Here is a 22264-nt window from a genome sequence, read left to right on the forward strand (position 1 = left end):
CCTTTACCGGGTGCCACCGCGCACAATACCGAGCAACGTGGTTTGGACCGATTGTCCGGGAGGGCAGACATGGCCGATATCAAGTCTGAAACGGACCGGACCGAACTCAAACGGGTCATGGGCACGAAACTGCTGCTGCTGTTCATTGTGGGCGACATCCTCGGCACTGGCGTTTATGCCCTGACCGGCCAGGTGGCCGGGGAAATCGGGGGCGCGGCGTGGGCGCCCATCCTGCTGGCCTTCGCGGTGGCCACCATTACCGCCCTGTCCTATCTGGAACTGGTCACCAAGTATCCGCAGGCCGCCGGAGCCGCCCTGTACACGCATAAAGCCTTCGGCGTGCATTTCCTGACGTTCCTCGTGACCTTCGCGGTCCTCTGTTCCGGGATCACCTCGGCCTCGACCGCTTCCAAGTTCCTGGCTGAAAACTTCATGGTGGGGTTCCATCTGGGCTGGGGGCAGGCCGGCGTCACCTGGGTGGCGGTGATCTTCATGCTGCTGCTGGCGGCCGTCAACCTCCGGGGTGCGGCCGAAAGCGTGAAGTTCAACATTGTGCTGACTGCCATCGAGCTGACCGGCCTGCTGATTGTCATCCTGATCGGGTTCTGGGCCATGGGGCAGGGAAACGCCGACTTCTCCCGGGTGGTCGTGTTTGAAACCGAAGCGGGCAAAAGTGTTTTCCTGGCCCTCACCGGCGCAACCTCGCTGGCGTTTTTCTCCATGGTCGGGTTCGAGGACTCAGTGAACATGGCCGAGGAAACCCATGACCCCGTACGGATCTTCCCTAAAGTAATGCTGACCGGCCTGAGCATCACCGTCTCCGTCTACCTGTTGGTGTCCATCGCAGCCGTGGCCGTGGTGCCGGTGGGACAGCTGTCCGAAAGTGCCACGCCGCTGCTCGAAGTGGTGCGCGCCGGCGCCCCCAACCTGCCCGTCGACGCGGTCTACCCGTTCCTGTCCATCTTCGCCGTGGCCAACACCGCCCTGATCAACATGCTGATGGCCAGCCGCCTGCTGTACGGCATGGCCCGGCAGGACGTCCTGCCGCGCGGGCTGTCGCTGGTGCTGCCGGGACGGCGGACCCCGTGGGCGGCGATTGTGTTTACGACGGCGATCGCAGTGGGGCTGATCATTGTGGTCACCAACTTCATGGGCAAGGGAACGGTCACTGCGCTTGGCGGGACCACCGCCCTGCTCCTGCTGGGTGTCTTCACGGTGGTGAACATCGCCTGCATCGTGCTGCGCCGTACGCCGATTGACCGGCCGCACTTCCGCTCCCCCACCGTGATGCCCTTCATCGGTGCCATCACCTGTGCCTTCCTGGTGGGTCCGTGGGCCCAGGATGCCGTGGAGTACCGCATCGCGGGCATCCTGCTGCTTCTGGGCCTGGTCCTTTGGGTTCTGACCTGGTTCTGGAACCGCACCGTCAAGGCCCGCAAAACCCGCTTCAGCGACCCGTCCCAGCTCAGTTGATGCTTCGCCGGCGGCACGCGGCCGGCGAAGAACCGCCAGGAAGAAGGAGACCATGACCGTCGTCGTCGGATATGTACCCACACCGGAGGGGGAAACAGCACTGCGTGCCGGGGTGCGGGCAGCCCGGGAACTGGCCATGGGGCTGGTAGTGGTGAACGTGGAGAGCACCCGCGGGGCCCGGGACCCGGGCGAATCCCCCGGCTACCTGCAGGAGCTGGCCACGGTCCTGCAGGAAAGCCGGCTGCCGCATACCCTGCTGCATCCGGTGGGTGACTTTGACGCGTCGGAAGAGATCCTGAAGGCCGCCGAGGGCCATGGCGCCCAGCTTGTGGTGCTGGGCATCCGGCACCGGACACCGGTGGGGAAACTGTTCCTCGGCAGTACGGCCCAGCGGGTGCTCCTTGAAGCGGACTGCCCGGTCCTGGCGGTGAAGGCCGGGCAGGCGTGAGCTACAGCCTGGCCAGCACCGCTTCGATTCCGGTGAAGGTCTCCGCGAAGGACGTGGACAGCGGAGACAGGCCGATGCGGATGCCGTCGGGATTGCGGTAGTCCGGAATGACCCCCTGCTCCCACAGGGCGGCGGTGACCGCCTTGAACGCGGGATGGTCAATGGTGATGTGGCTGCCGCGGCGTTCCGGATCGCGCGGCGAGGCCAGCACGACGCCGCGCGGTGCCAGCAGCGCGTCCACAGCGGCAACGGCGTATTCGGTCAGCGCCTGCGACTTTGCCCGGACGGCTTCCATGCCGGCCTCGCGGATCAGGGCCACCATGTCCTGCATGGCAAGCATGCCCAGAATGGGCGGGGTGCCGGAGACCAGGCGCCGGATGCCGCTTGCCGGGACGTACCCCGGCGCCATCCCGAACGGGTCCTCGGAGCCGAGCCAGCCCTGGATGGGCTGGGTGAACTCCGCCTGGTGGCGGGCGGCGACGTAACCCCAGGCAGGTGCGCCCGGGCCGCCGTTGAGGTACTTGTAGCTGCAGCCGACGGCGTAATCCACACCCCACGCGTCCAGTTCGGCAGGGACCGCGCCGGCGGAGTGGCACAGGTCCCACAGCACCAGCCCGCCGGCGTCGTGCACCAGCGCGGAAATGGCTGCGGCATCGGCGAGGTAGCCGGAGCGGTAGGCGACGTGGCTGAAGACGGCCAGCGCGGTATGCGGGCCCACGGCCTCGGCCACGGCTTCGGCGCTGACTCCGCCGTCGTAATCCGCGCGCACCCAGCGCAGGGTCAGCCCGCACTCGCGGGCAACCCCCTCCAGTACGTACCGGTCCGTAGGGAAGTTGTCGGCATCGAGCAGGATCTCGGTTCGGCCCGGCCGGGCGGCGACGGCCGCCCGGGCCAGCTTGTACAGCAGCACGGTGGTGGAATCCGCCACGATGCACTGGCCCGGTGCCGCACCCAGCGCCACCGCCCCCAGTTCGTCGCCAATCCGCCCGGGAAGCTCCAGCCACTCCTCGTCCCAGCCGCGGATCAGCCGCTGGGCCCACTGTCCGGTGACAAAGTCCTGCAGGTGTTCGGCGGTCGCCCGGAGCGGCCGGCCCAGGGAGTTGCCGTCAAGATACGCGCTCACCTCCCCGGCCGGAAGGAAGCGGTCCCGGTAACCCGCGAGGGGATCCGCGGCATCCAGTTCCTTGGCGGTAACCAACAGGGAGGCGGCATCAATCATGGGAGGAACCTTAGCAGTTGGGGAAGTGCCGGATTGGCGGCGGGACGGGACGGGCCCCGCCGAGCTCCGCTGCTGCGGAGGCCGACGGGGCCCGGGGTGCTGCTGGGAAGTACTGCGGAGCCTGGGGAAGCCAGGCCCGGCCAATCAGGCCCGGGTGGCGGCAGCGAACCCGTCCCCGGGGGCGGCTGCCTCCAGCGGACGGACGGTGCCGGCGAAGTGCCGGCGCATCGAGCGCGGATTCCAGCCCGTGAAGGTGGAACCGGCCCAGCTGCTGCCCGCGTCGTCGTCGTGGATCGACACTGCAACAGTGGCCGGCAGGAACACCGGGGACTCAAAGTCGATGGTCCACTCGAAGGGGCCCTCCTGAGTCTGCACCGCATCGGAAACCACCCGCGAGGCCAGGTACATGCCGTGGGCCAGGGACCGCTTCATGCCCAGCGCCTTGGCGGACAGGCGGCTCAGGTGGATCGGGTTGAAGTCCCCGGAAACGCGGGCATAGTTGCGGCCGGCGTCGGCACCCAGCCGCCACATGGCGGTAGGCAGCGGCGGAACGAACTCGGGCCGTGCCGCGGACTCGCCGGGCCGGTCCGTCTTGGGAAGGAAAACACCCTTCGCCAAGTAGGTGGAACGCCCGCGCCACAGCACTTCGGCGTCCGCCCCCGTAACCTCGGCTACCAGCTCCACAGAGGTGCCGGACCGGTGTCCGCCCAGGTTCTCTGCCCAGGCGGTGACTGTCAGCGGCTCGCTGTAGTGGATTGGACGGTAATGCTGGACCACGTTGCGCAGGTGCACCATGCCCAGCAGGGGCAGCGGAAAGTCATCGCGCGCCATGAGGCTCATGGCCACCGGGAACGCGAAGGTGTGCACGTAACCGGTGGGCAGGTAATCCGTGGCACTGTGCAGGACCAGGCGCTGGAAGTCGGTCAGCTTGGCCAGGTCGACGGCGGCGCCGGACACCACGTGCCGGTCCGCCGGCAGCGTCGTGCTGCCTTTAGCGGAGGACATCCTGGCCTTGGCGGCACTGCCCAGTGCGCCGGCATAAAGCTTGCCGAGGGCCGGGATTTCACGCAGCTGGGTGAAGCTCATGCGCCCACCATGTTCTGCCCGCATACCCGAACTACCTGGCCGTTGACCCCGGCCGCGGAGTCCGAAGCCAGGAAGGAAATGGTTTCGGCCACATCCACCGGCAGGCCGCCCTGCTGCAGGCTGGACAGGCGGCGTGCCACCTGCCTGGTCAGGGCCGGAATAGCAGCAGTCATGTCCGTTTCGATAAACCCCGGAGCGACGGCATTGATGGACCCGCCGCGCGGAGCCAGCAGGGGTGCGGTGGCCCGGACCATGCCGATGACGCCGCCCTTGGAAGCGGCGTAGTTCGTCTGGCCGCGGTTGCCGGCAATACCGCTGGTGGAAGCCAGCGACACGATCCGGCCCTCGGGGCTGAAGCCGCTGGAGGCCAGGAAGGCCTGGTTCATGCGCAGCTGGGAGGCAATATTGACGGCGATGACCGAACCCCAGCGGGCTTCGTCCATGTTGGCCAGCAGCTTGTCGCGGGTGATCCCGGCGTTGTGGATCACGATGTCCAGGTGCCCGTAGCGCTCGACGGCATGGGTAAGGATGCGCTCTGCCGCGTCATCGCGGGTGATGTCCACCTGCAGCGCGGTGCCGCCGATTTCGTTGGCAACCTTGGCCAGCTGTTCGCCGGCGGCCGGCACGTCCACCACAATCACGGTGGCGCCGTCGCGGTGCAGCACCTTGGCAATGGCTGCGCCGATGCCGCGGGCGGCACCGGTTACCACGGCCACCTTGCCGGCCAGGGGTGCGTTCCAATCCGCCGGCAGCGAGCCTGCGTCGGAGCCGACGGTGATGAACTGGCCGCTGACGTAGGCGCTTTTGCCCGAGAGGAGGAAACGCAGGGCAGCGGCCACTGAGGGGGCCGACGCCTGCACGCCGTTGGCGAGCACGATGCCGTTGGCGGTGGCGCCGCCGCGCAGTTCATGCGCGATGGAACGCAACGTACCGTCAATGCCCTGGCGGGCGGCGGCGGCGGCCGGATCCTGCGCTTCTGCTGCGGGCCGGGACACTGTGAGCACCCGTCCGCCCGGGGCGAGGTCGCGCAGGGCGGCGCCTGCCGCCAGTGTGGGTTCGGCCAAATCGGTGGGATCGGCGGCATCATCCAGGACAATCAGGATGGCGCCGAGCTTTTCCTTCGGAGTGGCATGCCGGCGTACGTCCTGGTCCCAGGCAAGCAGCAGCTGTGAGAGGTCATCCGCGGTTTCGCCCTTGCCGAGCACCAGCACCGGCCCCGGTACCAGCGGCTTGGCCGGGTCGAAGCGGCGCAGGATGGCCGGCCGGGGCAGGCCGAGCTTCTTGGACAGGTCTTTGGTGAAGCCGGTATTGACCAGCTTGAGGTAGGTATCAGTCATGGCTAGCGCGCCTCCAGGATCGCGACGAGGCCCTGCCCGCCGGCAGCGCAGATCGAAATAAGGCCGCGGCCCGAACCCTTTTCATGGAGCATCTTGGCCAGCGAGGCCACAATGCGTCCGCCGGTGGCAGCGAAGGGGTGGCCGGCGGCCAGCGAGGAACCGTTGACGTTGAGCTTGCTGCGGTCGATGCTGCCCAGCGGTGCATCCAGGCCCAGGCGGGTGCGGCAGAACTCTTCGTCTTCCCAAGCGGCCAGGGTTGAGAGCACCGTGCCGGCGAAGGCCTCATGGATTTCGAAGAAGTCGAAGTCGTCGAAGGTGAGGCCGTGGCGGGCCAGCAGGCGCGGGACGGCGAAGGCCGGAGCCATCAGCAGTCCGTCCTTGCCGTGCACAAAGTCCACGGCGCCGGCTTCGGCGTCCACAATGTTCGCGAGCATCGGCAGATCGTGTTCGCGGGCGTAGTCCTCCGAGCCCAGCAGCACTACGGAGGCACCGTCGGTCAGCGGAGTGGAGTTGCCGGCGGTCATGGTGGCGGCATCCCCAAGGGACTTGCCGAAGGCGGGCTTGAGCTTGGCGAGCTTCTCCATGGTGGTGTCCGGACGAAGGTTCGCGTCCTTGGACAGCCCGCGGTACGGGGTGACAAGGTCATCGAAGAAGCCGCGGTCGTAGGCGGCAGCCATGTTGCGGTGGCTGTTGTAGGCCAGCTCGTCCTGTGCCTCGCGGGTGATCTTCCACTGCGCGGTGGTCAGGGCCTGGTGCTCGCCCATGGACAGGCCGGTGCGGGGCTCGCCGGTGGACGGGGCATTCGGGGACAGGTCCTTGGGGCGGATCTTCGCGACTGCGGCCAACTTCTGCTTGGTGGTGCGGGCGCGGGAGAGGTCCAGCAGGGCCCGGCGCAGGCCTTCACTGACGGCAATCGGGGCGTCCGACGCCGAGTCCACGCCGCCGGCAATAGCGGATTCCAGCTGGCCGAGCTTGATCTTGTTGGCCAGGCTGACCACTGTTTCCAGTCCGGTGGCGCAGGCCTGCTGGACATCGTAGGCGGGGGTCTCCGGCGACAGTGCCGAGCCCAGGACCGCTTCGCGGGTCAGGTTGAAATCGCGGGAGTGCTTCAGGACGGCGCCGCCGGCTACTTCGCCAATCCGCTCGCCCTGCAGGCCGAAGCGGGCAATAAGCCCGTCAAGGGCTGCCGTGAGCATGTCCTGGTTGGAGCTGTAGGTGTACTTTCCGCCCGAACGGGCGAAGGGGATCCGGTTGCCGCCGATCACCACGGCCTTGCGTACCGCGGGTGCGGTCTCGTTGGGCCGGGCGGTGAGGGGTTCGGGCTGTGCAGCCATTCGTCGTTCTCCTTGGGAGTGCTTGGGGGTTGGGTGGCACGGTGGGGTGTGACGGTAGTTACTGTTACCCAGCGTACCTGATACGCTCAGTATCGTGAACAACGCACTAGAGGACTCCTCCGCGGCAGCCCCCGCCGGTGACGGCCGCGCGCTTCGCTGGGAAGCGCACCGGGCCGAACGCCGCCGTACGCTCATCAAGACCGCGCGCCGTGCCGTGCACTCGCTGGGCTACGCGGCCTCCATGGAAGAGATCGCGGCGGCCTCCGGTACCTCCAAATCGGTGTTCTACCGCTACTTCGGAGATAAGGCCGGGCTGCAGAAGGCCATGGGCGAAATGGCCGTGGCCCGCATGCAGGAGAAAATCCTGGCGGCCGGCCGCACCGCTTCCTCACCGCGCTCCGGGCTGCGGGCCATGGTCTCGGCGTACCTGCAGATGGCGGAAACCTCACCCAACGTGTACCTGTTCGTCACCGGCCGGCTGGCCGAGGGCGGCCCGGACCAGCAAGTGGACACCACGCTTTCGCACTTCTTCGAAACCATCACGTCAATGATGGATTCGGCCATGCGGCACTACCTCGCCGGCCGTGAAGTGCCGCCGGAGGCCAGCGGCACCGCGCAGTACTGGCCCACAGCTGCGCTGGGCATGATCCGTGCGGCCGGAGAACGCTGGATCGCCGCGCCGCCGGGCGAAGACAAGCCCACCGAAGAACAAATGACCGAGCAGCTGACCGTCTGGCTCTTTGACGGCATCGGCTACGACCAGGGGCACACACCCCTCCCCCGGATTTCCTGAGCACGCCCCACCACCACAAGAAGGAAAAGCAATGACGCAAACACTTTCCCCCGCCGAACGCCAGCTGCCGGCCAGCGCCACGATCAGCGACAACGATGCCGCTGTGGTGGACACCGCTTCCCTGGGCCGGGCACTGCTGGGCAAGTGGGCGGACATCCGCCTGCAGGCCCGCGAGCTTGCCGGCCATGATGAGCTGCACACCCCCGCCGGATTGAGCCACACCGAGCACCGCGAACGGGTTATGGGCCAGCTGAAGGTCCTGGTGGACACCAAGGCCGTTCACCGTGCCTTCCCCAAGTATGTGGGCGGCGAGGACAACCACGGCGGCAACATTGCCGGGTTCGAGGAACTCGTGGTGGCCGATCCGTCGCTGCAGATCAAGGCCGGCGTGCAGTGGGGCCTGTTCGGGTCCGCCGTCCTGCACCTGGGCAACCGGGAACACCATGAGAAGTGGCTGCCGGGCATCATGAGCCTGGAAACCCCCGGCTGCTTTGCGATGACCGAAACCGGCCACGGCTCGGATGTCGCCAGCATCGCGACCACCGCCGAGTACGACGCCGCAGCGCAGGAATTCATCATCAACACGCCGTTCCGCGCAGCCTGGAAGGACTACATCGGCAACGGTGCCGTCCACGGCAAGGCCGCCGTTGTGTTCGCCCACCTGATCACCAAGGGCGTGGACCACGGCGTCCACGCGTTCTATGTGGAACTGCGCGATGACAACGGTTTCCTGCCCGGCGTGGGCGGCGAGGACGACGGCGTCAAGGGCGGACTGAACGGCATCGACAACGGCCGGCTGCACTTCTCCAACGTGCGCATCCCCCGGACCAACCTGCTCAACAAGTACGGCGACGTAGCCGAAGACGGCACGTACACCTCCGCCATCGCCAGCCCCGGCCGGCGCTTCTTCACCATGATCGGCACCCTGGTGCAGGGCCGCGTCTCCCTGGACGGTGCGGCCGTTGCCGCCAGCAAGATGGCGCTGAAGACCGCCATCCAGTACGGCACCGAGCGCCGGCAGTTCAACGGTGCATCCGACATCAAGGAAGAGGTGCTGATGGACTACCAGCAGCACCAGCGCCGCCTGCTGCCCCTGCTCGCCACCACGTTCGCGGCCGCCTTCGCCCACGAGGAACTGCTGCAGAAGTTCGACGACGTCTTCTCCGGCGCGCACGACACCGACGCGGACCGCCAGGACCTTGAGACCCTTGCCGCCGCGTTGAAGTCCCTCTCCACTTGGCATGCCCTGGACACGCTGCAGGAATGCCGCGAAGCAACCGGCGGTGCGGGTTTCCTTGCCGAGAACCGGTTCACCGCACTGCGCGCGGACCTGGACATTTACGCCACCTTCGAAGGTGACAACACGGTGCTGCTGCAGCTGGTCGCCAAGCGCCTGCTGGCTGACTACGCCAAGGAATTCGCCGGCGCCGACTTCGGCGTGCTGGCCCGCTACGTTGTGGGCCAGGCCGCCGACGTCACCGTGCACCGCACCGGCCTGCGCCGCATTGTGCAGACCGTGGCCGACTCCGGTTCGGAGAAGAAGTCCGCCGTGGCGCTGCGTGATCCCCGTGCCCAGCATGACCTGCTGGCTGACCGGGTAAGCACCATGGTCGCCGAGGTGGCCGGCGCGCTGAAGGCCGCCCGCAACATGCCGAAGGAAAAGGGCGCGGCGGTCTTCAACGAGAACCAGCACGCCCTGATCGAAGCAGCGCGCGCCCACGCCGAACTGCTGCAGTGGGAAGGCTTCACCCGGGCGCTGGACCGGATTGACGACGCCGGCACGCGCCAGGTCATGACCTGGGTCCGCGACCTGTTCGGCCTCTGCCTGATCGAAAAGAACCTGGGCTGGTACCTGATGAACGGCCGGCTCTCGGCGCAGCGGGCCCGGACCCTTGGCCCCTACATCAACCGCCTGCTGGCCAAGATCCGCCCGCACGCCCTGGACCTGGTCGATTCCTTCGGCTACGGCCAGGAGCACCTGCGCGCCAAGATCGCTTCCGGTGCGGAGAAAGCCCGCCAGGACGAGGCGATGGAATACCAGCGCCTGCTGCGTGCCAGCGGTGCCGCTCCGGTGGATGAGAAGGTGCTGATCGCCCGCGAAAAGGCTGCCTCGAAGGCGTCGAAGAAGTCCGGGAAGAAGTAAGCCCGAAGTACGCCGGAAAACATAAAGGCGCTGCCGCAGAAATGCGGCAGCGCCTTTTGCGTGTCCGGGCTTTTTGCGTGTCCGGGCTAGGCCAGCACGGACCGGTAGACATCCAGGGTGGCTTCGGCAATGGATTCCCAGGAGAACTGGTCGGTGGCACGGAGGCGCCCGGCCTCCCCCATGCGGCGGGCCAGGTCCGGATCGGCCACCACAGTAGTCAGGGCTGCGGCGAAGTCGCGGACAAAGGCTTCCGGGTCCAGCGGGGTGCCGGTGCCGTCGGTGACCTGGTCAATGGGTACCAGCAGCCCGGTGACGCCGTCCTCGACCACCTCCGGGATGCCGCCCGTGGCACTGGCGACGACGGCGGTGCCGCAGGCCATGGCTTCAAGGTTCACGATGCCCAGCGGTTCGTAGACGGACGGGCAGGCGAAGACGGTGGCAATGGAGAGGATCCGGATCAGCTCGGCCCGCGGAAGCATCCGCTCGATCACGATGACGCCTGTACGGGTGCGCCGCAGGTCCTCAATCAGGGCGGCTGTTTCGGCCGCGAGCTCGGGCGTATCCGCGGCACCGAGGCAGAGGACCAGCTGGACCTCCGGCGGCAGCAGCGCTGCGGCGCGCAGCAGGTAGGGCACGCCCTTCTGCCGGGTGTTCCTGCCCACAAAGACCACGCTGGGACGGTCCGGGTCAATGTCGAAGGCGCGGACGCCGTCGGGGTCGATAACCGGCTGCCACTGCTCAACGTCAATGCCGTTGTGGACCACCTTGACCTTGCCCGGATCCACGTCCGGGTAGCTGCGCAGGATGTCCTGGCGCATGCCCTCGGAGACGGCGATGATCGCGGCGGCGGCCTCGTAGGCGGTTTTCTCCACCCAGGAGGACACAGCGTAGCCGCCGCCCAGCTGTTCGGCCTTCCACGGCCGCAGCGGCTCCAGGCTGTGCGCACTCAGGACATGCGGGATGCCGTACAGCAGCGAGCCCAGATGGCCGGCCATGTTGGCGTACCAGGTGTGGGAATGGACCAGGTTGGCGCCGGCCAGCCCGCCCAGGATTTCAAGATCCGTACCCAGGGTCTGTACGGCCGGGTTGGCGCTGTCCAGCTCCGCCGGCACGGGGTACGCGGTTACTTTCGCTCCATGGAAATCCTCCGGGCGTTCGGCCCCGAAACAATGCACATGGAGATCTACTTCTCCGGCCAGGACACGGCTAAGCTCGGCGACGTGAACGCCTGCTCCTCCGTAGATTTCCGGCGGGAATTCCTTCGACACAATATCTACTCGCACTAAACCAACGTAGTGCACCGGGCAACGTGTGATCTAGTGTGAAGTCAGTAGACTTATTTTTTTGCGGAAGAGGTTCAAGACAATGGCGCCTAAGAAGGTCCTGGCAGTAGTCCTTGCAGGTGGGGAGGGCAAACGGCTGATGCCGTTGACGGCGGACCGCGCAAAACCCGCGGTTCCCTTTGCCGGGCGGTACCGGCTTATCGACTTCGCACTGTCAAATCTGGTGAATTCCGGGTACCTGCAGATAGTGGTCCTCACCCAGTACAAGTCGCACAGCCTTGACCGGCACATTTCCGAGACCTGGCGGCTATCCACGCAGCTGCAGAACTATGTGGCCTCGGTTCCGGCGCAGCAGCGCGTCGGCAAAAGCTGGTTCCTGGGCAGCGCGAACGCCATCTACCAGTCCATGAACCTGATCGATGACGCCCAGCCGGACATCGTCGTGGTGATCGGTGCGGACCACGTGTACCGAATGGACTTCTCGCAGATGGTTGAGGCGCATATTGCCTCCGGAGCCTCGGTCAGCGTGGCCGCCGTGCGGCAGCCGCTGCATCTGGCGGATCAGTTTGGCGTCATCGAAACGGACCCGGCGAATCCCGGCATGATTTCCGCGTTCGTGGAGAAGCCCGAGACCACCCCCGGGCTGCCGGATGATCCGGACAGCTTCCTTGCGTCCATGGGCAACTACGTCTTCAACACCGACGCCCTGGTCGAAGCCCTGCAGGCCGATGCCGAGCGGCTGATCACCAAGCACGACATGGGCGGGGACATCATCCCCTGGTTCGTGGAGCGGCAGGACGCGGCCGTATACGACTTCACCCGGAACGTGATTCCCGGTGCCACCGGCAGCGATCACCAGTACTGGCGGGACGTAGGCACCCTGGACTCCTACTATGACGCCAACATGGACCTGATCTCGCCGCTGCCCGCCTTCAACCTGTACAACCTGAAGTGGCCCATCTACACCCGGCAGAGCGTCTCCCCGCCGGCGAAGTTCGTGCGCAGCGCCTCGGAGCAGGCCGGTACCGCGTTTGATTCGATTGTTTCCGACGGCACCGTGATCTCCGGCGGCACCGTCACCGGATCCGTGCTGGCGCAGGACGTCTATGTGGACCACAACGCCGTCGTCACCGACTCGGTGCTGATGGACAAGGTGTATGTGGGTGAGGGTGCGGTGGTCCGCCGCGCGATCATCGATAAGAACGTGCGCATTCCGGCCGGCGCCACCGTGGGTGTGGACCGGGAGCTGGACCTGCGCCGCGGGTTCACTGTGACCGAGTCCGGACTGACCGTGCTGAGCAAGGGCCAGCGGGTGCCGGTGGAGGCTCCGGCCGAATAGGTCCTGCCGGCCTCCGGGGGCACCGGGTGTGAGATACGCCCGGTGCCCCCGCGCCCGATACGGGGACGGGACTGCTTCTCCGGTATCCTCGAAGTGCGCACCCAATGCGCCGGTCCCGTGTATCCGCCGGGGCCGATGAGCAGAAGGTCCACATGAGCACCCCAGAAGTCCCGGAAGAATTCAGCCCGGAAGATATTGAAACCGCCTTGAAGGTCTTGGCCTCCATCCATGTCCTGGATGAGAAAGACCCCGACTACGTTGCGGTCCGGCGGGCCACCGCCAAAATGTTCAAGTCGGTGAAGAAGCACCGGAAGAACGAGAAGCGTTCGGCCGTGGCGGACGCGGACCGCGCCGTCGTCGCCCTCACCGCCACCGGCGCAGCAGACCGGATTGATGACGAGACCCGCGGTGCGCAGCTCACCAGTGCAGCGCATGGTCCGTCCGCCGGGACGCTGCTGAAGCCGCGCAACTGCTACATCTGCAAGCAGCCCTACACCGTGGTGGATGCCTTCTACCACCAGCTCTGCCCCGAGTGCGCCGCGTTCAGCCACACCAAGCGCGACGCCCGCACCGACCTCACGGGCAAGCGGGCGCTGCTGACCGGCGGTCGGGCGAAAATCGGCATGTACATTGCCCTGCGGCTGCTGCGGGACGGCGCGCACACCACCATCACCACCCGCTTCCCCAAGGACGCCGCCCGCCGTTTTGCGGCCATGGAGGACTCCGGGGACTGGCTGCACCGGCTGCGCATTGTGGGCATTGACCTGCGCGACCCGGCGCAGGTGATCTCCCTGGCCGAATCCGTAGCCGAGGCCGGGCCGCTGGACATCCTGATCAACAACGCCGCCCAGACCGTGCGGCGCTCGGCGAACGCCTACCGGCCGCTGACCGACGCCGAGCTGGCGCCGCTGCCGGACGGCCCCATGCCGGAGCTGGTCACCTTTGGCCACACCTATGACGCGCACCCCACCGCCCTGGCCGGGTCGGTCGCAGCGCATCCGGTGCTGGCCGCCGACGCCGTGACCTCACTCGCGCTGACTGCAGGCTCCTCCTCGCTGGCCCGGATGGAAGCCGGAACCGCCATCGATGCCGGCGGATTGGTGCCTGACACGGCGCCGATCAACAGCTGGACCCAGGTTGTGGACCAGGTGGACCCGCTGGAAATGCTCGAGGTCCAGCTGTGCAACGTCACCGCCCCGTTCCTGCTGGTTAACCGGCTGCGTCCGGCCATGGCAGCCTCGCCCGCCCGGCGCAAGTACATCGTGAACGTCTCCGCCATGGAAGGGCAGTTCTCCCGGCGCTACAAGGGTCCCGGGCACCCGCACACGAATATGGCCAAGGCCGCATTGAACATGCTGACCCGCACCAGTGCCCAGGAAATGCTGGATACGGACGGGATCCTGATGACCGCGGTGGACACCGGCTGGATTACGGACGAGCGCCCCCACCCCACCAAGGTGCGCCTGGCCGAGGAGGGCTTCCACGCCCCGCTGGACCTGGTGGACGGCGCAGCCCGGGTGTATGACCCGATTGTGATGGGCGAGAAGGGTGAGGACCAGTACGGGGTCTTCCTGAAGGACTACAAGCCCTCACCCTGGTAGGCGCCGGGCGGCAATCCGCTGCACCGCCTTGCCGAGCTCCGAGAACACCAGCACAGTGGCACCCACTGCCAGGCAGAGGAACCACTGTGCGGAGGTGAGCGGAACGGTATCGAAGAATCCCTCGAAGATGCTCAGCTGCACCACCAGCACCTGCAGGACCACCACGGCGGCCAGGGACACCCAGACAGCACGGTTGGTGAAGGTGCGCAGCGAGAACACGCTGCCGGTCTCGGAGCGGACGTTGAGCAGGTTGAAGACCTGGTAGAACACGAACGTGGTGAAGGCCATGGTGGTGGCGAAATTGGTGCTGCCGGCACTTTCGGGGAACCAGTGCGGTGCGCCGACCAGCACGATGCAGGTCCCGGCTGCCATCACGATGCCCAGCAGGGTCAGCACGGCGATCCGCCGCCCGGTCAGCAGCGGCTCGTCCGCCCGCCGCGGGGGCCTGTTCATCACCTCTGGGTCGGTACGGTCCACCCCCAGCGCCAAGGCCGGCGGTCCGTCCATGATGATGTTCACCCACAGGATCTGCAGGGCAGTGAACGGCGCCCCGCCGCCAAAGCCGAAGGTGGCAGCGGCCAGGAAGATCAGCACGAACCCCCACGCAGTGGTCAGCTGGAACCGGACGAACTTGAGGATGTTGTCATAGATCCCCCGGCCCTCCTCGACAGCGGCCACAATGGTGGCGAAATTGTCATCGGTGAGGATCATCTTCGCCGCACCCTTGGACACGTCGGTGCCGGTGATGCCCATGGCGATGCCGATGTCCGCACGCTTCAGTGCCGGTGCATCGTTGACGCCGTCGCCGGTCATGGCAACCACGTACCCGTCTGCCTGCAGCGCCTTGACGATGCGGATCTTGTGCTCGGGCGAAACCCGGGCCAGAACCCCGAGCCCGGGGGCTTCCCCGCGCAGCTGCCCGTCATCCATGGCATCGAGGGCTGTGCCGGCGACGGCGCGGCCCCCGATCCCCAGGTCCCGGGCGATGGCCGACGCGGTAACCAAGTGGTCTCCGGTGATCATGCGGACGTCTATGCCTGCGGCGTGGGCCCGGGCGATCGCCTCGCCGGCCTCTTGCCGCGGCGGATCCATGATGCCCGCGACGGCGTACAGCACCAGGTTCGCTGCCTCCGCCGACAGCGCCTCGGGACCGGCCGGCAGCGGTGCATCCATTACCCGTCCCGCCACTGCCATGGTGCGCAGCCCCGCCGTGGCGAGGGCATCGACGTCGTGCCTGATGCGTGCCCGTTCCTCTGGACCCAGGGGAACGGGACCGTCCGCGGTCATAAGGAACGCCGCACGGTCAAGGACCACGCCGGGTGCGCCCTTCACGTTGCAGTGCACGGCGGTGCTGTCGGAGGTCCGGTTGAACGTGGCCATGAACTTGTAGTCCGAGTCGAAGGGCACCTCGGCAAGGCGCCGGTGCGTGGCGCGGGCGCCGGCCACGTCGATGCCGCCCTTTTCCGCCAGCACCACCAGTGCCCCTTCCGTGGGGTCTCCCGTCAGCCGGCCGTCCTCCACCGACGCGTCGTTGCACAGCGCCATCGCCAGGTACGCCTCGGTGAGGACGGGGACGGGCTGCCCGTCCGGGCTGAGGATTTTACCGTCCGTGGAGTAGCCGGAACCGGTGACCCGGAAGCGGCGGCCATCCGGAGCATAGAGCCGGCGGACCGTCATTTCGTTCAGCGTGAGCGTGCCGGTCTTGTCGGTGCAGATCTGCGAGGTGCTCCCCAGCGTCTCCACTGCTGCCAGCTGCTTGATGATGGCTCCGCGCGCGGCCAGGCGGGAGGCACCCATCGCCAAAGTGAAGGCGACGACGGCGGTAAGTCCCTCCGGGATGGTGGCCACCGCCAGGGACACCGCCGTCAGGAACAGGTCCTCCCAGCTGTCCCCGCGCAGCAGCCCCAGCACGAACACCAGGGCGACCACGGCCAACGCAATGTAGGTCAGGACTTTCGCCAACTGGTCGATGCTGCGCTGCAGGGTGGTTTTTTCCTCGGTGGTGCTGCCCAGCAGGTGGGCGATGGTGCCGATCTGGGTGTCCATGCCGGTTCCGGTCACCAGCAGCTCGGCCCGCCCGCGGGTGACGTCCGTGTCCATGTACAGCAGGTTGGTCCTGTCCCCCAGAGGCAGCCGGGGATCCGCCAGCACCCCTGTCCCCTTATTGACGGGCTTGGACTCCCCCGTCAGCGCGGCCTCGGCCACCTGCAGCCGCACGGCTTCGAGCAGCCGCCCGTCGGCGGGCACGCTGTCACCGGCTTCCAGCAGCACGACGTCGCCGGGTACCAGGTCAGTTCGTTCCACAGTTGCCGGGGTTCCCCCGCGCAGCACCCGGCAGGTGTCCACGGATGCACTGCGCAGCGCCTCCAGGCTGGACTCGGCTCGCTGCTCCTGCACGTAGTTCAGGACGGTGTTCAGGATGATCACCAGCAGGATCACCACCGGCGTCTCCCATTCGCGGGAGACCACCGCGCTGACAACTGCGGCAATGATCAGGACAACGGTCAGCCGGTCGGACAGGAGCCGGAGGATTTTCCGCCAGACGGGCACCCGTTTTCCTTCAGCGAGCTGGTTTGGACCGTAACGCTCCGCGCGCTCCCGGACCTGGCCGGCGTCGAGGCCGCCGCCCGGATCGGTGCCCAGGGCGGACGCCACCTGGCCGGCGGTAAACAGCCAAGGGGCGGACAGCTCGTTTGGGGCGGCAGGAGTGTCACCGGGACCGCTGCCGTTGGCCTGCAAACTCATGGGCTCCCCCGAGGGGTCTTGAAGATGGTGCCACCCATGGTAGCAACGCGGGCAGGGCGGCGGACGCTTTGGCAAAGCATGCATACTGCGGCAGGGTGTAACCGTGCCATCCTCCGCTCCTCCCCCGCCCGTTCCTCAGCCGCCGGCCGGCCGCGCCGCCCTGGTCCCCGGACTCATCGCCGCCGGTACGGCCGTCGCCGCCGCCTATCTGATCTCCGCACTGGTGCCCGCTGTGCCGGTGCTGACGGCAGCTGTGCTACTGGGGCTGGTGGCCGCCAATCTGCCGGGGGCGGCACCAAAGGCTGCCGGGACGTGGAAGCCCGGGCTGGCCCTGGCTGCCCGGAAGTTCCTGCGCACCGGCATTGTGCTCCTGGGCCTGAAGGTCTCCCTGGTGGACATTGCCGGACTGGGCTGGGCCGCCCTGGGGTTGGTGGTGGCCCTGGTCCTGGCCGCGTTCGCGGGTACGTACGGGATTTGCCGGCTCTTCCGGCTGCCGGGTGAGGAACCGGTCCTGATCGCTGCCGGATTCTCGATCTGCGGTGTATCCGCCATCGGTGCCGTGGCGGCGGTCCGCCGCACCCGCACCGAAGACACGGTGGTGCCGATTGCGCTGGTCACGCTGTGCGGAACCCTGGCCATCGCGGCCCTTCCGCTGGCCGGCTCGCTGTTGCACCTGGCCCCGGAAGTCTTCGGGACCTGGGCCGGGGCGTCAGTGCACGATGTAGGGCAGGTGGTGGCCACGGCGCAGACCGCCGGTTCCGCGGCGCTGGCCGCCGCCGTCGTCGTGAAGCTGGCGCGGGTAGTGCTGCTGGCGCCCATGACCGCTGCCGCCGGCTTGCTGGCGCGCAGGGCGGGCAAGGCCGGCAAGGCGGGCGGGGATGGCAGGGCCGGCAAACAGCCGCCGCTGGTACCGCTGTTCGTCTTGGGCTTCCTGGCGCTGATCCTGGTCCGGACCACCGGATTGCTGCCCGCTGCCGCGCTGGATGCCGCGGCCGTGCTGCAGGAGCTGCTCTTCGCCGCGGCACTGTTCGGGCTTGGCGCCGGCGTGCGGGTGAAGGCACTCTTTGCCTCCGGCATCCGGGCCGTAGCGGCGGCCCTCGCGGCCTGGGCCTGGGTGGCTGGACTGGGCCTGGCGGTGGCATTCGGGCTGGGCACTTAGGCGGGCGCAGCGGCGTAAATGTCCGGGACCTTGTTCAAGTGATTGAATGGGCAGGTGCCTAACCAGAACCTGAGCCGCGATGAGGCTGCCCTGCGGTCCCGCCTGTTGTCCGTGACCTCCTATGACGTCCACCTCGATCTGGGCAATGCCGAAGATCCGGATGCTGAAGGCTTCCGCTCCCGGAGCACCATTGCCTTCAGCTGCTCCGAGCCCGGAGCCGCAACTTTCCTGGACTTCATCCACGGCGGGGTCAGCTCCGTAGTGCTGAACGGGAAGGAGCTGGACCTGTCCGAAGCACTGGAGGGTTCCCGCATCCACCTGCCGGCCCTGCAGCCGCAGAACACCGTCACCGTGGACGGCACCGCCCTGTACAGCCGCAGCGGTGAGGGCCTGCATCGGTTCCGCGACCCTGCCGACGGACGCACCTACTTGTACACGCAGTATGAGCCCGCAGATGCCCGGCGGGTTTTCGCTGACTTCGAGCAGCCCGATCTCAAGGCATCCTTCGGCTTTACGGTGACCGCCCCGGCCGGCTGGCAGGTGGCCTCCAATGGTGTTGAAACCGCCCGCACTGAGCTGGACGGCGGTAGCCTGGCCCGCTGGGAATTCGCTCCCACCCAGCGGATTTCCACCTACATCACCACTGTGCTGGCCGGCCCGTACCACCGGGCGGAGGACGAATGGTTCCTCCGACTCGACGACGGTACGGACCTGCACGTGCCGCTTGCCGCTTACTGCCGTGCTTCGCTCGCAGAGCACTTCGATCCTGAGAACATTTTTGCGGTCACGAAGCGGGGCCTGGACTACTTCCACCGCCTGTTCGCGTACCCGTACCCGTTCGGCAAATACGATCAGGCTTTTGTCCCCGAATACAATCTCGGCGCCATGGAAAATCCCGGCCTGGTCACGTTCACCGAGTCCTATGTTTTCCGCTCCCGGGCCACCGAGGCGCAGTATGAAGCCCGGGCCAACACCATCCTGCACGAGATGGCACACATGTGGTTCGGCGACCTGGTGACCATGAAATGGTGGGACGATCTGTGGCTTAAGGAATCCTTCGCCGACTACATGGGCGCGCTTGCCGTTGACCGGGCCACCGACTTCACAAATTCCTGGGTCAGCTTCGCGAACCGGCGCAAGGCCTGGGCCTACGTCCAGGACCAGCTGCCCACCACGCACCCGATCGTGGCTGACATTCCGAACCTGGAAGCGGCCAAGCAGAACTTCGACGGGATTACCTACGCCAAGGGCGCCTCAGTCCTGAAGCAGTTGGTGGCCTATGTGGGGTTCGAGACGTTTATCGAAGCCGCGCGTGCCTATTTCCGCGAGCATGCCTTCGGCAACACCACCCTCGACGACCTGCTGGCCGCCTTGGCCGACGCTTCCGGCCGCGACATGGGTCTTTGGGCACGCCAGTGGCTGCAGACCGCCGGCGTGCCTGTCCTGGTTCCGGAGACTGAAACCGACGACGACGGCGCCTACACCTCAGTGGTGATCCGCCAGAACGCACCGGACCCGGTCAGCGGGGAACAGGTCCCCCGCCCGCACCGGCTCCGCATCGGGCTGTACGACTTTGACGGCGCCGGGTTCCTGGCCCGCACCGACACCGTTGAACTGGACGTAGCCGGGACCCGCACCGAGGTGCCCGAACTGATCGGGCGGAAGCGTCCTGCGGTGCTGCTGCTCAACGATGAAGACCTGACCTACGCCAAGATCCGCTTTGATCCGGCGTCGCTGGCCGTTCTGGTGGAGTCGCTGCACCTGCTCGCCGATCCCCTGGCCCGGGCCATCGCCCTGTCCGCGCTGTGGAACAGCGTCCGCGACGGTGTGCTCAGCGCCCGGGACTATGTGCACCTGGTGCAGAGGGTGGCCCCGCATGAGACCGGTGCGGGCGTGCTGAACGTACTGCTGGATAACGCGCGCAGCGCCATTGAATACTACGCACCGGCTTCGCGCCGCGAAGAGCTGCGCAGGGAGTTCGGTGCCTGCATTACCGAGCAGCTGCGTGCGGCACCGGCGGGCAGTGACCGGCAGGTTATCTGGGCACGGGCGGCTGCCGCCGCCGGGCAGCGCAGTGCAGGCTCCGCCGAGCTGCTGCGAAGCCTGCTGGAGGGCAGCGCCGGGATCAGCGGGCTCACCGTCGACACGGACCTGCGCTGGCGGCTGTGGGTTGCCCTGGCAGCCACCGGATCCGCCACCCGGGCGGAACTGGATGCGGAGCTGGAACGCGACAACACGGCGTCGGGCCGGGTGGGACACACCACGGCAGCCGCGGCCTTCCCGGATCCGGCGGTGAAGGACGCTGCGTGGCAGGCCGCCGTCCACTCGAACGGACTCTCCAATGAACTGCTCTCCGCCACCATCACCGGGTTCGGACTCGGCAGCCACGAGCTGCTGGACGGCTACATCCCGGACTACTTTGCCTCCCTCACGGGTGTATGGTCCAGCCGCAGCATCGAGCTGGCCTCCCGCGTAGTGGGCGGACTCTACCCCGGCGGCCAGGATGCGGCTCCGGGAACCGCACCGGCTGACCACCCGGTGGTGCAGAAATCCGTGGAATGGCTGGAGCAGCACCCGGACGCGCCGGGTGCCCTGCGCAGGATCATCATTGAACAGCAGGACCAGCTGCTGCGCTCCCTGCGGGTCCAGGCAGCCGGCCTGTAGGCCCCGTCGCTGCTGGGCCCAGTAGGGACGGGGCCCAGTTGGGGTATGTTCCTCAGGCCAGCTGCGGTTTGGCGACGGTCAAGAGGATGGCCGAGTCCTCCAGGGCCCGCACTGAATGGCGGGCCTGCGGCACAATCAGCAGGTCTCCGGCGGAGCCGTCCCAGGTTGCGCCGTCGGAGACCAGGCTGACCCGTCCCTTGAGGACGAAAACAGTGGCTTCTCCCGGGTTTTCATGTTCGTCCAGGACAAACCCTGCCCGCAGGGCAATCACGGTCTGCCGCAGGACATGCTCGTGCCCGCCGTAAACCGTGGAGGCGCTGCGGCCGCTGGCGGCCGAGTGAGCCCTTTCCATCTGCTGGCGGACAAGGGCGGTAAGGGACTTTTTCTCCATGCCCGCAGTCTAGGCACTCCGGACGCGGCAGGGTAACCGGGCTGCCGCGCCCCGGGTGCTGCCGGGTGCTGCCGGGGTCAGGGAACCCGGTTCAGCCACTCGGCGGTGTCGAACTTTTCCTTGACCTTCTGCTCCGCCAGGTCCATCTCTTCATCGCTTATTCCGGCCTGGACTGCGCCGTAGCGGGCGGTGAAGGTGTCGATCATCGTCGCAATGATCTCCTCCCGCGAAAGCCCGGTCTGCCGCTTGAGCGGATCAACGCGTTTCTTGGCGCTGGTGGTGCCCTTGTCGGACAGCTTCTCCTTGCCGATGCGCAGCACCTCCACCATTTTGTCGGCGTCGATGTTGTAGGACATGGTGACGTGGTGAAGCATTCCACCGCTGCTGAAGCGTTTCTGCGCGGCACCGCCGATCTTGCCCTGGTCCGTGGCCATATCGTTCAGCGGCACGTACCAAGCCTGGATGCCCAGCTTCTTCAGGGATTCCATCACCCAGGCGTCAAGGAAGGGATAGGAATCGGCGAAGCTCAGCCCGTCCACCAGGGACTGGGGCACGTACAGGGAGTACGTGATGGCGTTGCCGTGTTCCATGAACATGGCACCCCCGCCGGTGATCCGCCGCACAACGGTCACGCCGTGGCGTTCGGCACCGGCCGGATCCACCTCGTTTTTCAGTGACTGGAAGCTGCCGATCACTACGGACGGAGTTTCCCACTCCCAGAACCGCAGCGTCGGGTTCCGGTGGCCTGCGCCCACTTCCTCGGCCAGGACTTCGTCCATGGCCACGTGCATGTGCGTGGACAGCGGGGTGGGCGGGATGATTTCCCACTGGTGGTCGCCCCAGCCGGTGGCCTTCCCCAGTGCGCGCCGCACTGCCGTCGCCACGGCTTCCGGAGAGAAGCCAAAGAGCACGGCGTCCGGGCTCAGCCTGGCGTGCACGGCAGCGGCTATGTCGCCGAAGCCTGTTTCCGCGGGCAGCCCCTCGAGGGCGGCGTTGATGTCGAGCAGCGCCTCATCGGGTTCCAGGAAAAAATCACCGCCCAGGGACACGTCTGCAAGGCGTCCGTCACGGACGTCGAGGTCCACCACAACGAGCTTGCCGCCGGGGACCTTGTACTCGCCGTGCCGCCGGCTGAAGCTTCCATCCGCGCTTGCCATCACAACTCCTCATCTTGACCGGTGCCGGGACCGGGCGGTCCCCCACTACGGGGAAAGGCCCGCCGGGCTGATGCCGGCGGACCTTCCTCCAA

At 67.1% G+C, this 22264-nt stretch carries 16 protein-coding genes; 8 read left to right on the top strand and 8 right to left on the bottom strand.

What is annotated here, in order from left to right:
* The first annotated feature begins 69 nt into the window (after positions 1–69).
* Complete coding sequence (locus tag LJ754_RS08915) at positions 70–1473, top strand: APC family permease (protein WP_227926289.1); 1404 nt, start codon at positions 70–72, stop codon at positions 1471–1473.
* 52 nt (positions 1474–1525) lie between these two features.
* Positions 1526–1921: a universal stress protein gene (locus LJ754_RS08920; RefSeq protein ID WP_227911375.1), complete on the top strand. Its 396-nt coding sequence runs from the start codon at positions 1526–1528 to the stop codon at positions 1919–1921.
* Position 1922: 1 nt separating this feature from the next.
* Here LJ754_RS08920 and LJ754_RS08925 read toward each other — a convergent pair whose 3' ends face one another.
* The 4 genes from LJ754_RS08925 to LJ754_RS08940 all read right to left on the bottom strand — a co-directional run bounded on the left by LJ754_RS08925 (position 1923) and on the right by LJ754_RS08940 (position 6897).
* Positions 1923–3140 (bottom strand): kynureninase, encoded by a 1218-nt coding sequence (locus tag LJ754_RS08925; protein WP_227926290.1) that lies wholly within the window; start codon positions 3138–3140, stop codon positions 1923–1925.
* 144 nt (positions 3141–3284) lie between these two features.
* Positions 3285–4226, bottom strand: coding sequence for a MaoC family dehydratase (locus LJ754_RS08930; protein ID WP_227926291.1), 942 nt, complete (start codon positions 4224–4226; stop codon positions 3285–3287).
* Positions 4223–5563 carry a 3-oxoacyl-ACP reductase gene (locus tag LJ754_RS08935; RefSeq protein WP_227926292.1) on the bottom strand — a complete coding sequence of 447 codons (1341 nt, stop codon included), beginning with the start codon at positions 5561–5563 and terminating at the stop codon, positions 4223–4225. Before LJ754_RS08935 ends, LJ754_RS08930 begins: the two co-directional genes overlap by 4 nt.
* A 2-nt stretch (positions 5564–5565) precedes the next feature.
* Positions 5566–6897, bottom strand: coding sequence for an acetyl-CoA C-acetyltransferase (locus tag LJ754_RS08940; RefSeq protein WP_227926293.1), 1332 nt, complete (start codon positions 6895–6897; stop codon positions 5566–5568).
* A 94-nt stretch (positions 6898–6991) separates the two neighbouring features.
* Between LJ754_RS08940 and LJ754_RS08945 the strand changes: the two genes are divergently transcribed.
* Positions 6992–7690: a TetR/AcrR family transcriptional regulator gene (locus LJ754_RS08945; RefSeq protein WP_227926294.1), complete on the top strand. Its 699-nt coding sequence runs from the start codon at positions 6992–6994 to the stop codon at positions 7688–7690.
* Positions 7691–7721: 31 nt separating this feature from the next.
* Positions 7722–9833 (top strand): acyl-CoA dehydrogenase family protein, encoded by a 2112-nt coding sequence (locus LJ754_RS08950; RefSeq protein ID WP_227911369.1) that lies wholly within the window; start codon positions 7722–7724, stop codon positions 9831–9833.
* Between the two features lie 86 nt (positions 9834–9919).
* Here the strand turns inward: LJ754_RS08950 and glgA are convergent, their stop codons facing one another.
* Positions 9920–11116, bottom strand: coding sequence for a glycogen synthase (gene glgA, locus LJ754_RS08955; RefSeq protein ID WP_227926295.1), 1197 nt, complete (start codon positions 11114–11116; stop codon positions 9920–9922).
* Between the two features lie 82 nt (positions 11117–11198).
* On the opposite strand from glgA, the gene glgC reads away from it, so the two are divergent.
* Together glgC and LJ754_RS08965 are read left to right on the top strand one after the other, a co-directional pair.
* The gene (glgC, locus tag LJ754_RS08960; protein ID WP_227926296.1) at positions 11199–12455 is read left to right on the top strand and encodes a glucose-1-phosphate adenylyltransferase; all 1257 of its coding nucleotides are present in this window, start codon (positions 11199–11201) and stop codon (positions 12453–12455) included.
* A 152-nt stretch (positions 12456–12607) separates the two neighbouring features.
* The gene (locus LJ754_RS08965) at positions 12608–14056 is read left to right on the top strand and encodes an SDR family NAD(P)-dependent oxidoreductase (protein ID WP_227926297.1); all 1449 of its coding nucleotides are present in this window, start codon (positions 12608–12610) and stop codon (positions 14054–14056) included.
* On the opposite strand, the gene LJ754_RS08970 is transcribed toward LJ754_RS08965, so the two are convergent.
* Positions 14045–16801 (bottom strand): cation-translocating P-type ATPase, encoded by a 2757-nt coding sequence (locus LJ754_RS08970; RefSeq protein WP_227926298.1) that lies wholly within the window; start codon positions 16799–16801, stop codon positions 14045–14047. The two genes, LJ754_RS08965 and LJ754_RS08970, sit on opposite strands and share 12 nt — an antisense overlap.
* Before the next feature lie 103 nt (positions 16802–16904).
* Between LJ754_RS08970 and LJ754_RS08975 the strand changes: the two genes are divergently transcribed.
* Together LJ754_RS08975 and pepN are read left to right on the top strand one after the other, a co-directional pair.
* Complete coding sequence (locus tag LJ754_RS08975; RefSeq protein ID WP_227911364.1) at positions 16905–17960, top strand: YeiH family protein; 1056 nt, start codon at positions 16905–16907, stop codon at positions 17958–17960.
* A gap of 54 nt (positions 17961–18014) precedes the next feature.
* Positions 18015–20624 (top strand): aminopeptidase N, encoded by a 2610-nt coding sequence (gene pepN, locus LJ754_RS08980; protein ID WP_227926299.1) that lies wholly within the window; start codon positions 18015–18017, stop codon positions 20622–20624.
* 52 nt (positions 20625–20676) lie between these two features.
* On the opposite strand, the gene LJ754_RS08985 is transcribed toward pepN, so the two are convergent.
* Together LJ754_RS08985 and LJ754_RS08990 are read right to left on the bottom strand one after the other, a co-directional pair.
* Positions 20677–21015, bottom strand: coding sequence for a cupin domain-containing protein (locus LJ754_RS08985; protein WP_227911361.1), 339 nt, complete (start codon positions 21013–21015; stop codon positions 20677–20679).
* A gap of 77 nt (positions 21016–21092) precedes the next feature.
* Positions 21093–22172, bottom strand: a complete 1080-nt coding sequence (locus tag LJ754_RS08990; protein WP_227911360.1) for a lipoate--protein ligase family protein — start codon at positions 22170–22172, stop codon at positions 21093–21095.
* Positions 22173–22264 lie beyond the last annotated feature (92 nt).

Source organism: Arthrobacter sp. zg-Y40 (assembly GCF_020731535.1).
Lineage (GTDB): Bacteria > Actinomycetota > Actinomycetes > Actinomycetales > Micrococcaceae > Arthrobacter_B.

Excerpts from the sequence above, each read along its gene's own strand:
- LJ754_RS08920 (WP_227911375.1), top strand. The coding sequence starts at position 1,526 with ATGACCGTCGTCGTCGGATATGTACCCACACCGGAGGGGGAAACAGCA.
- LJ754_RS08925 (WP_227926290.1), bottom strand. The coding sequence starts at position 3,140 with ATGATTGATGCCGCCTCCCTGTTGGTTACCGCCAAGGAACTGGATGCC.
- LJ754_RS08965 (WP_227926297.1), top strand. The coding sequence starts at position 12,608 with ATGAGCACCCCAGAAGTCCCGGAAGAATTCAGCCCGGAAGATATTGAA.
- LJ754_RS08915 (WP_227926289.1), top strand. The coding sequence starts at position 70 with ATGGCCGATATCAAGTCTGAAACGGACCGGACCGAACTCAAACGGGTC.
- LJ754_RS08950 (WP_227911369.1), top strand. The coding sequence starts at position 7,722 with ATGACGCAAACACTTTCCCCCGCCGAACGCCAGCTGCCGGCCAGCGCC.
- LJ754_RS08935 (WP_227926292.1), bottom strand. The coding sequence starts at position 5,563 with ATGACTGATACCTACCTCAAGCTGGTCAATACCGGCTTCACCAAAGAC.
- LJ754_RS08970 (WP_227926298.1), bottom strand. The coding sequence starts at position 16,801 with ATGAGTTTGCAGGCCAACGGCAGCGGTCCCGGTGACACTCCTGCCGCC.
- LJ754_RS08990 (WP_227911360.1), bottom strand. The coding sequence starts at position 22,172 with ATGGCAAGCGCGGATGGAAGCTTCAGCCGGCGGCACGGCGAGTACAAG.
- LJ754_RS08985 (WP_227911361.1), bottom strand. The coding sequence starts at position 21,015 with ATGGAGAAAAAGTCCCTTACCGCCCTTGTCCGCCAGCAGATGGAAAGG.
- LJ754_RS08940 (WP_227926293.1), bottom strand. The coding sequence starts at position 6,897 with ATGGCTGCACAGCCCGAACCCCTCACCGCCCGGCCCAACGAGACCGCA.
- LJ754_RS08930 (WP_227926291.1), bottom strand. The coding sequence starts at position 4,226 with ATGAGCTTCACCCAGCTGCGTGAAATCCCGGCCCTCGGCAAGCTTTAT.
- glgC (WP_227926296.1), top strand. The coding sequence starts at position 11,199 with ATGGCGCCTAAGAAGGTCCTGGCAGTAGTCCTTGCAGGTGGGGAGGGC.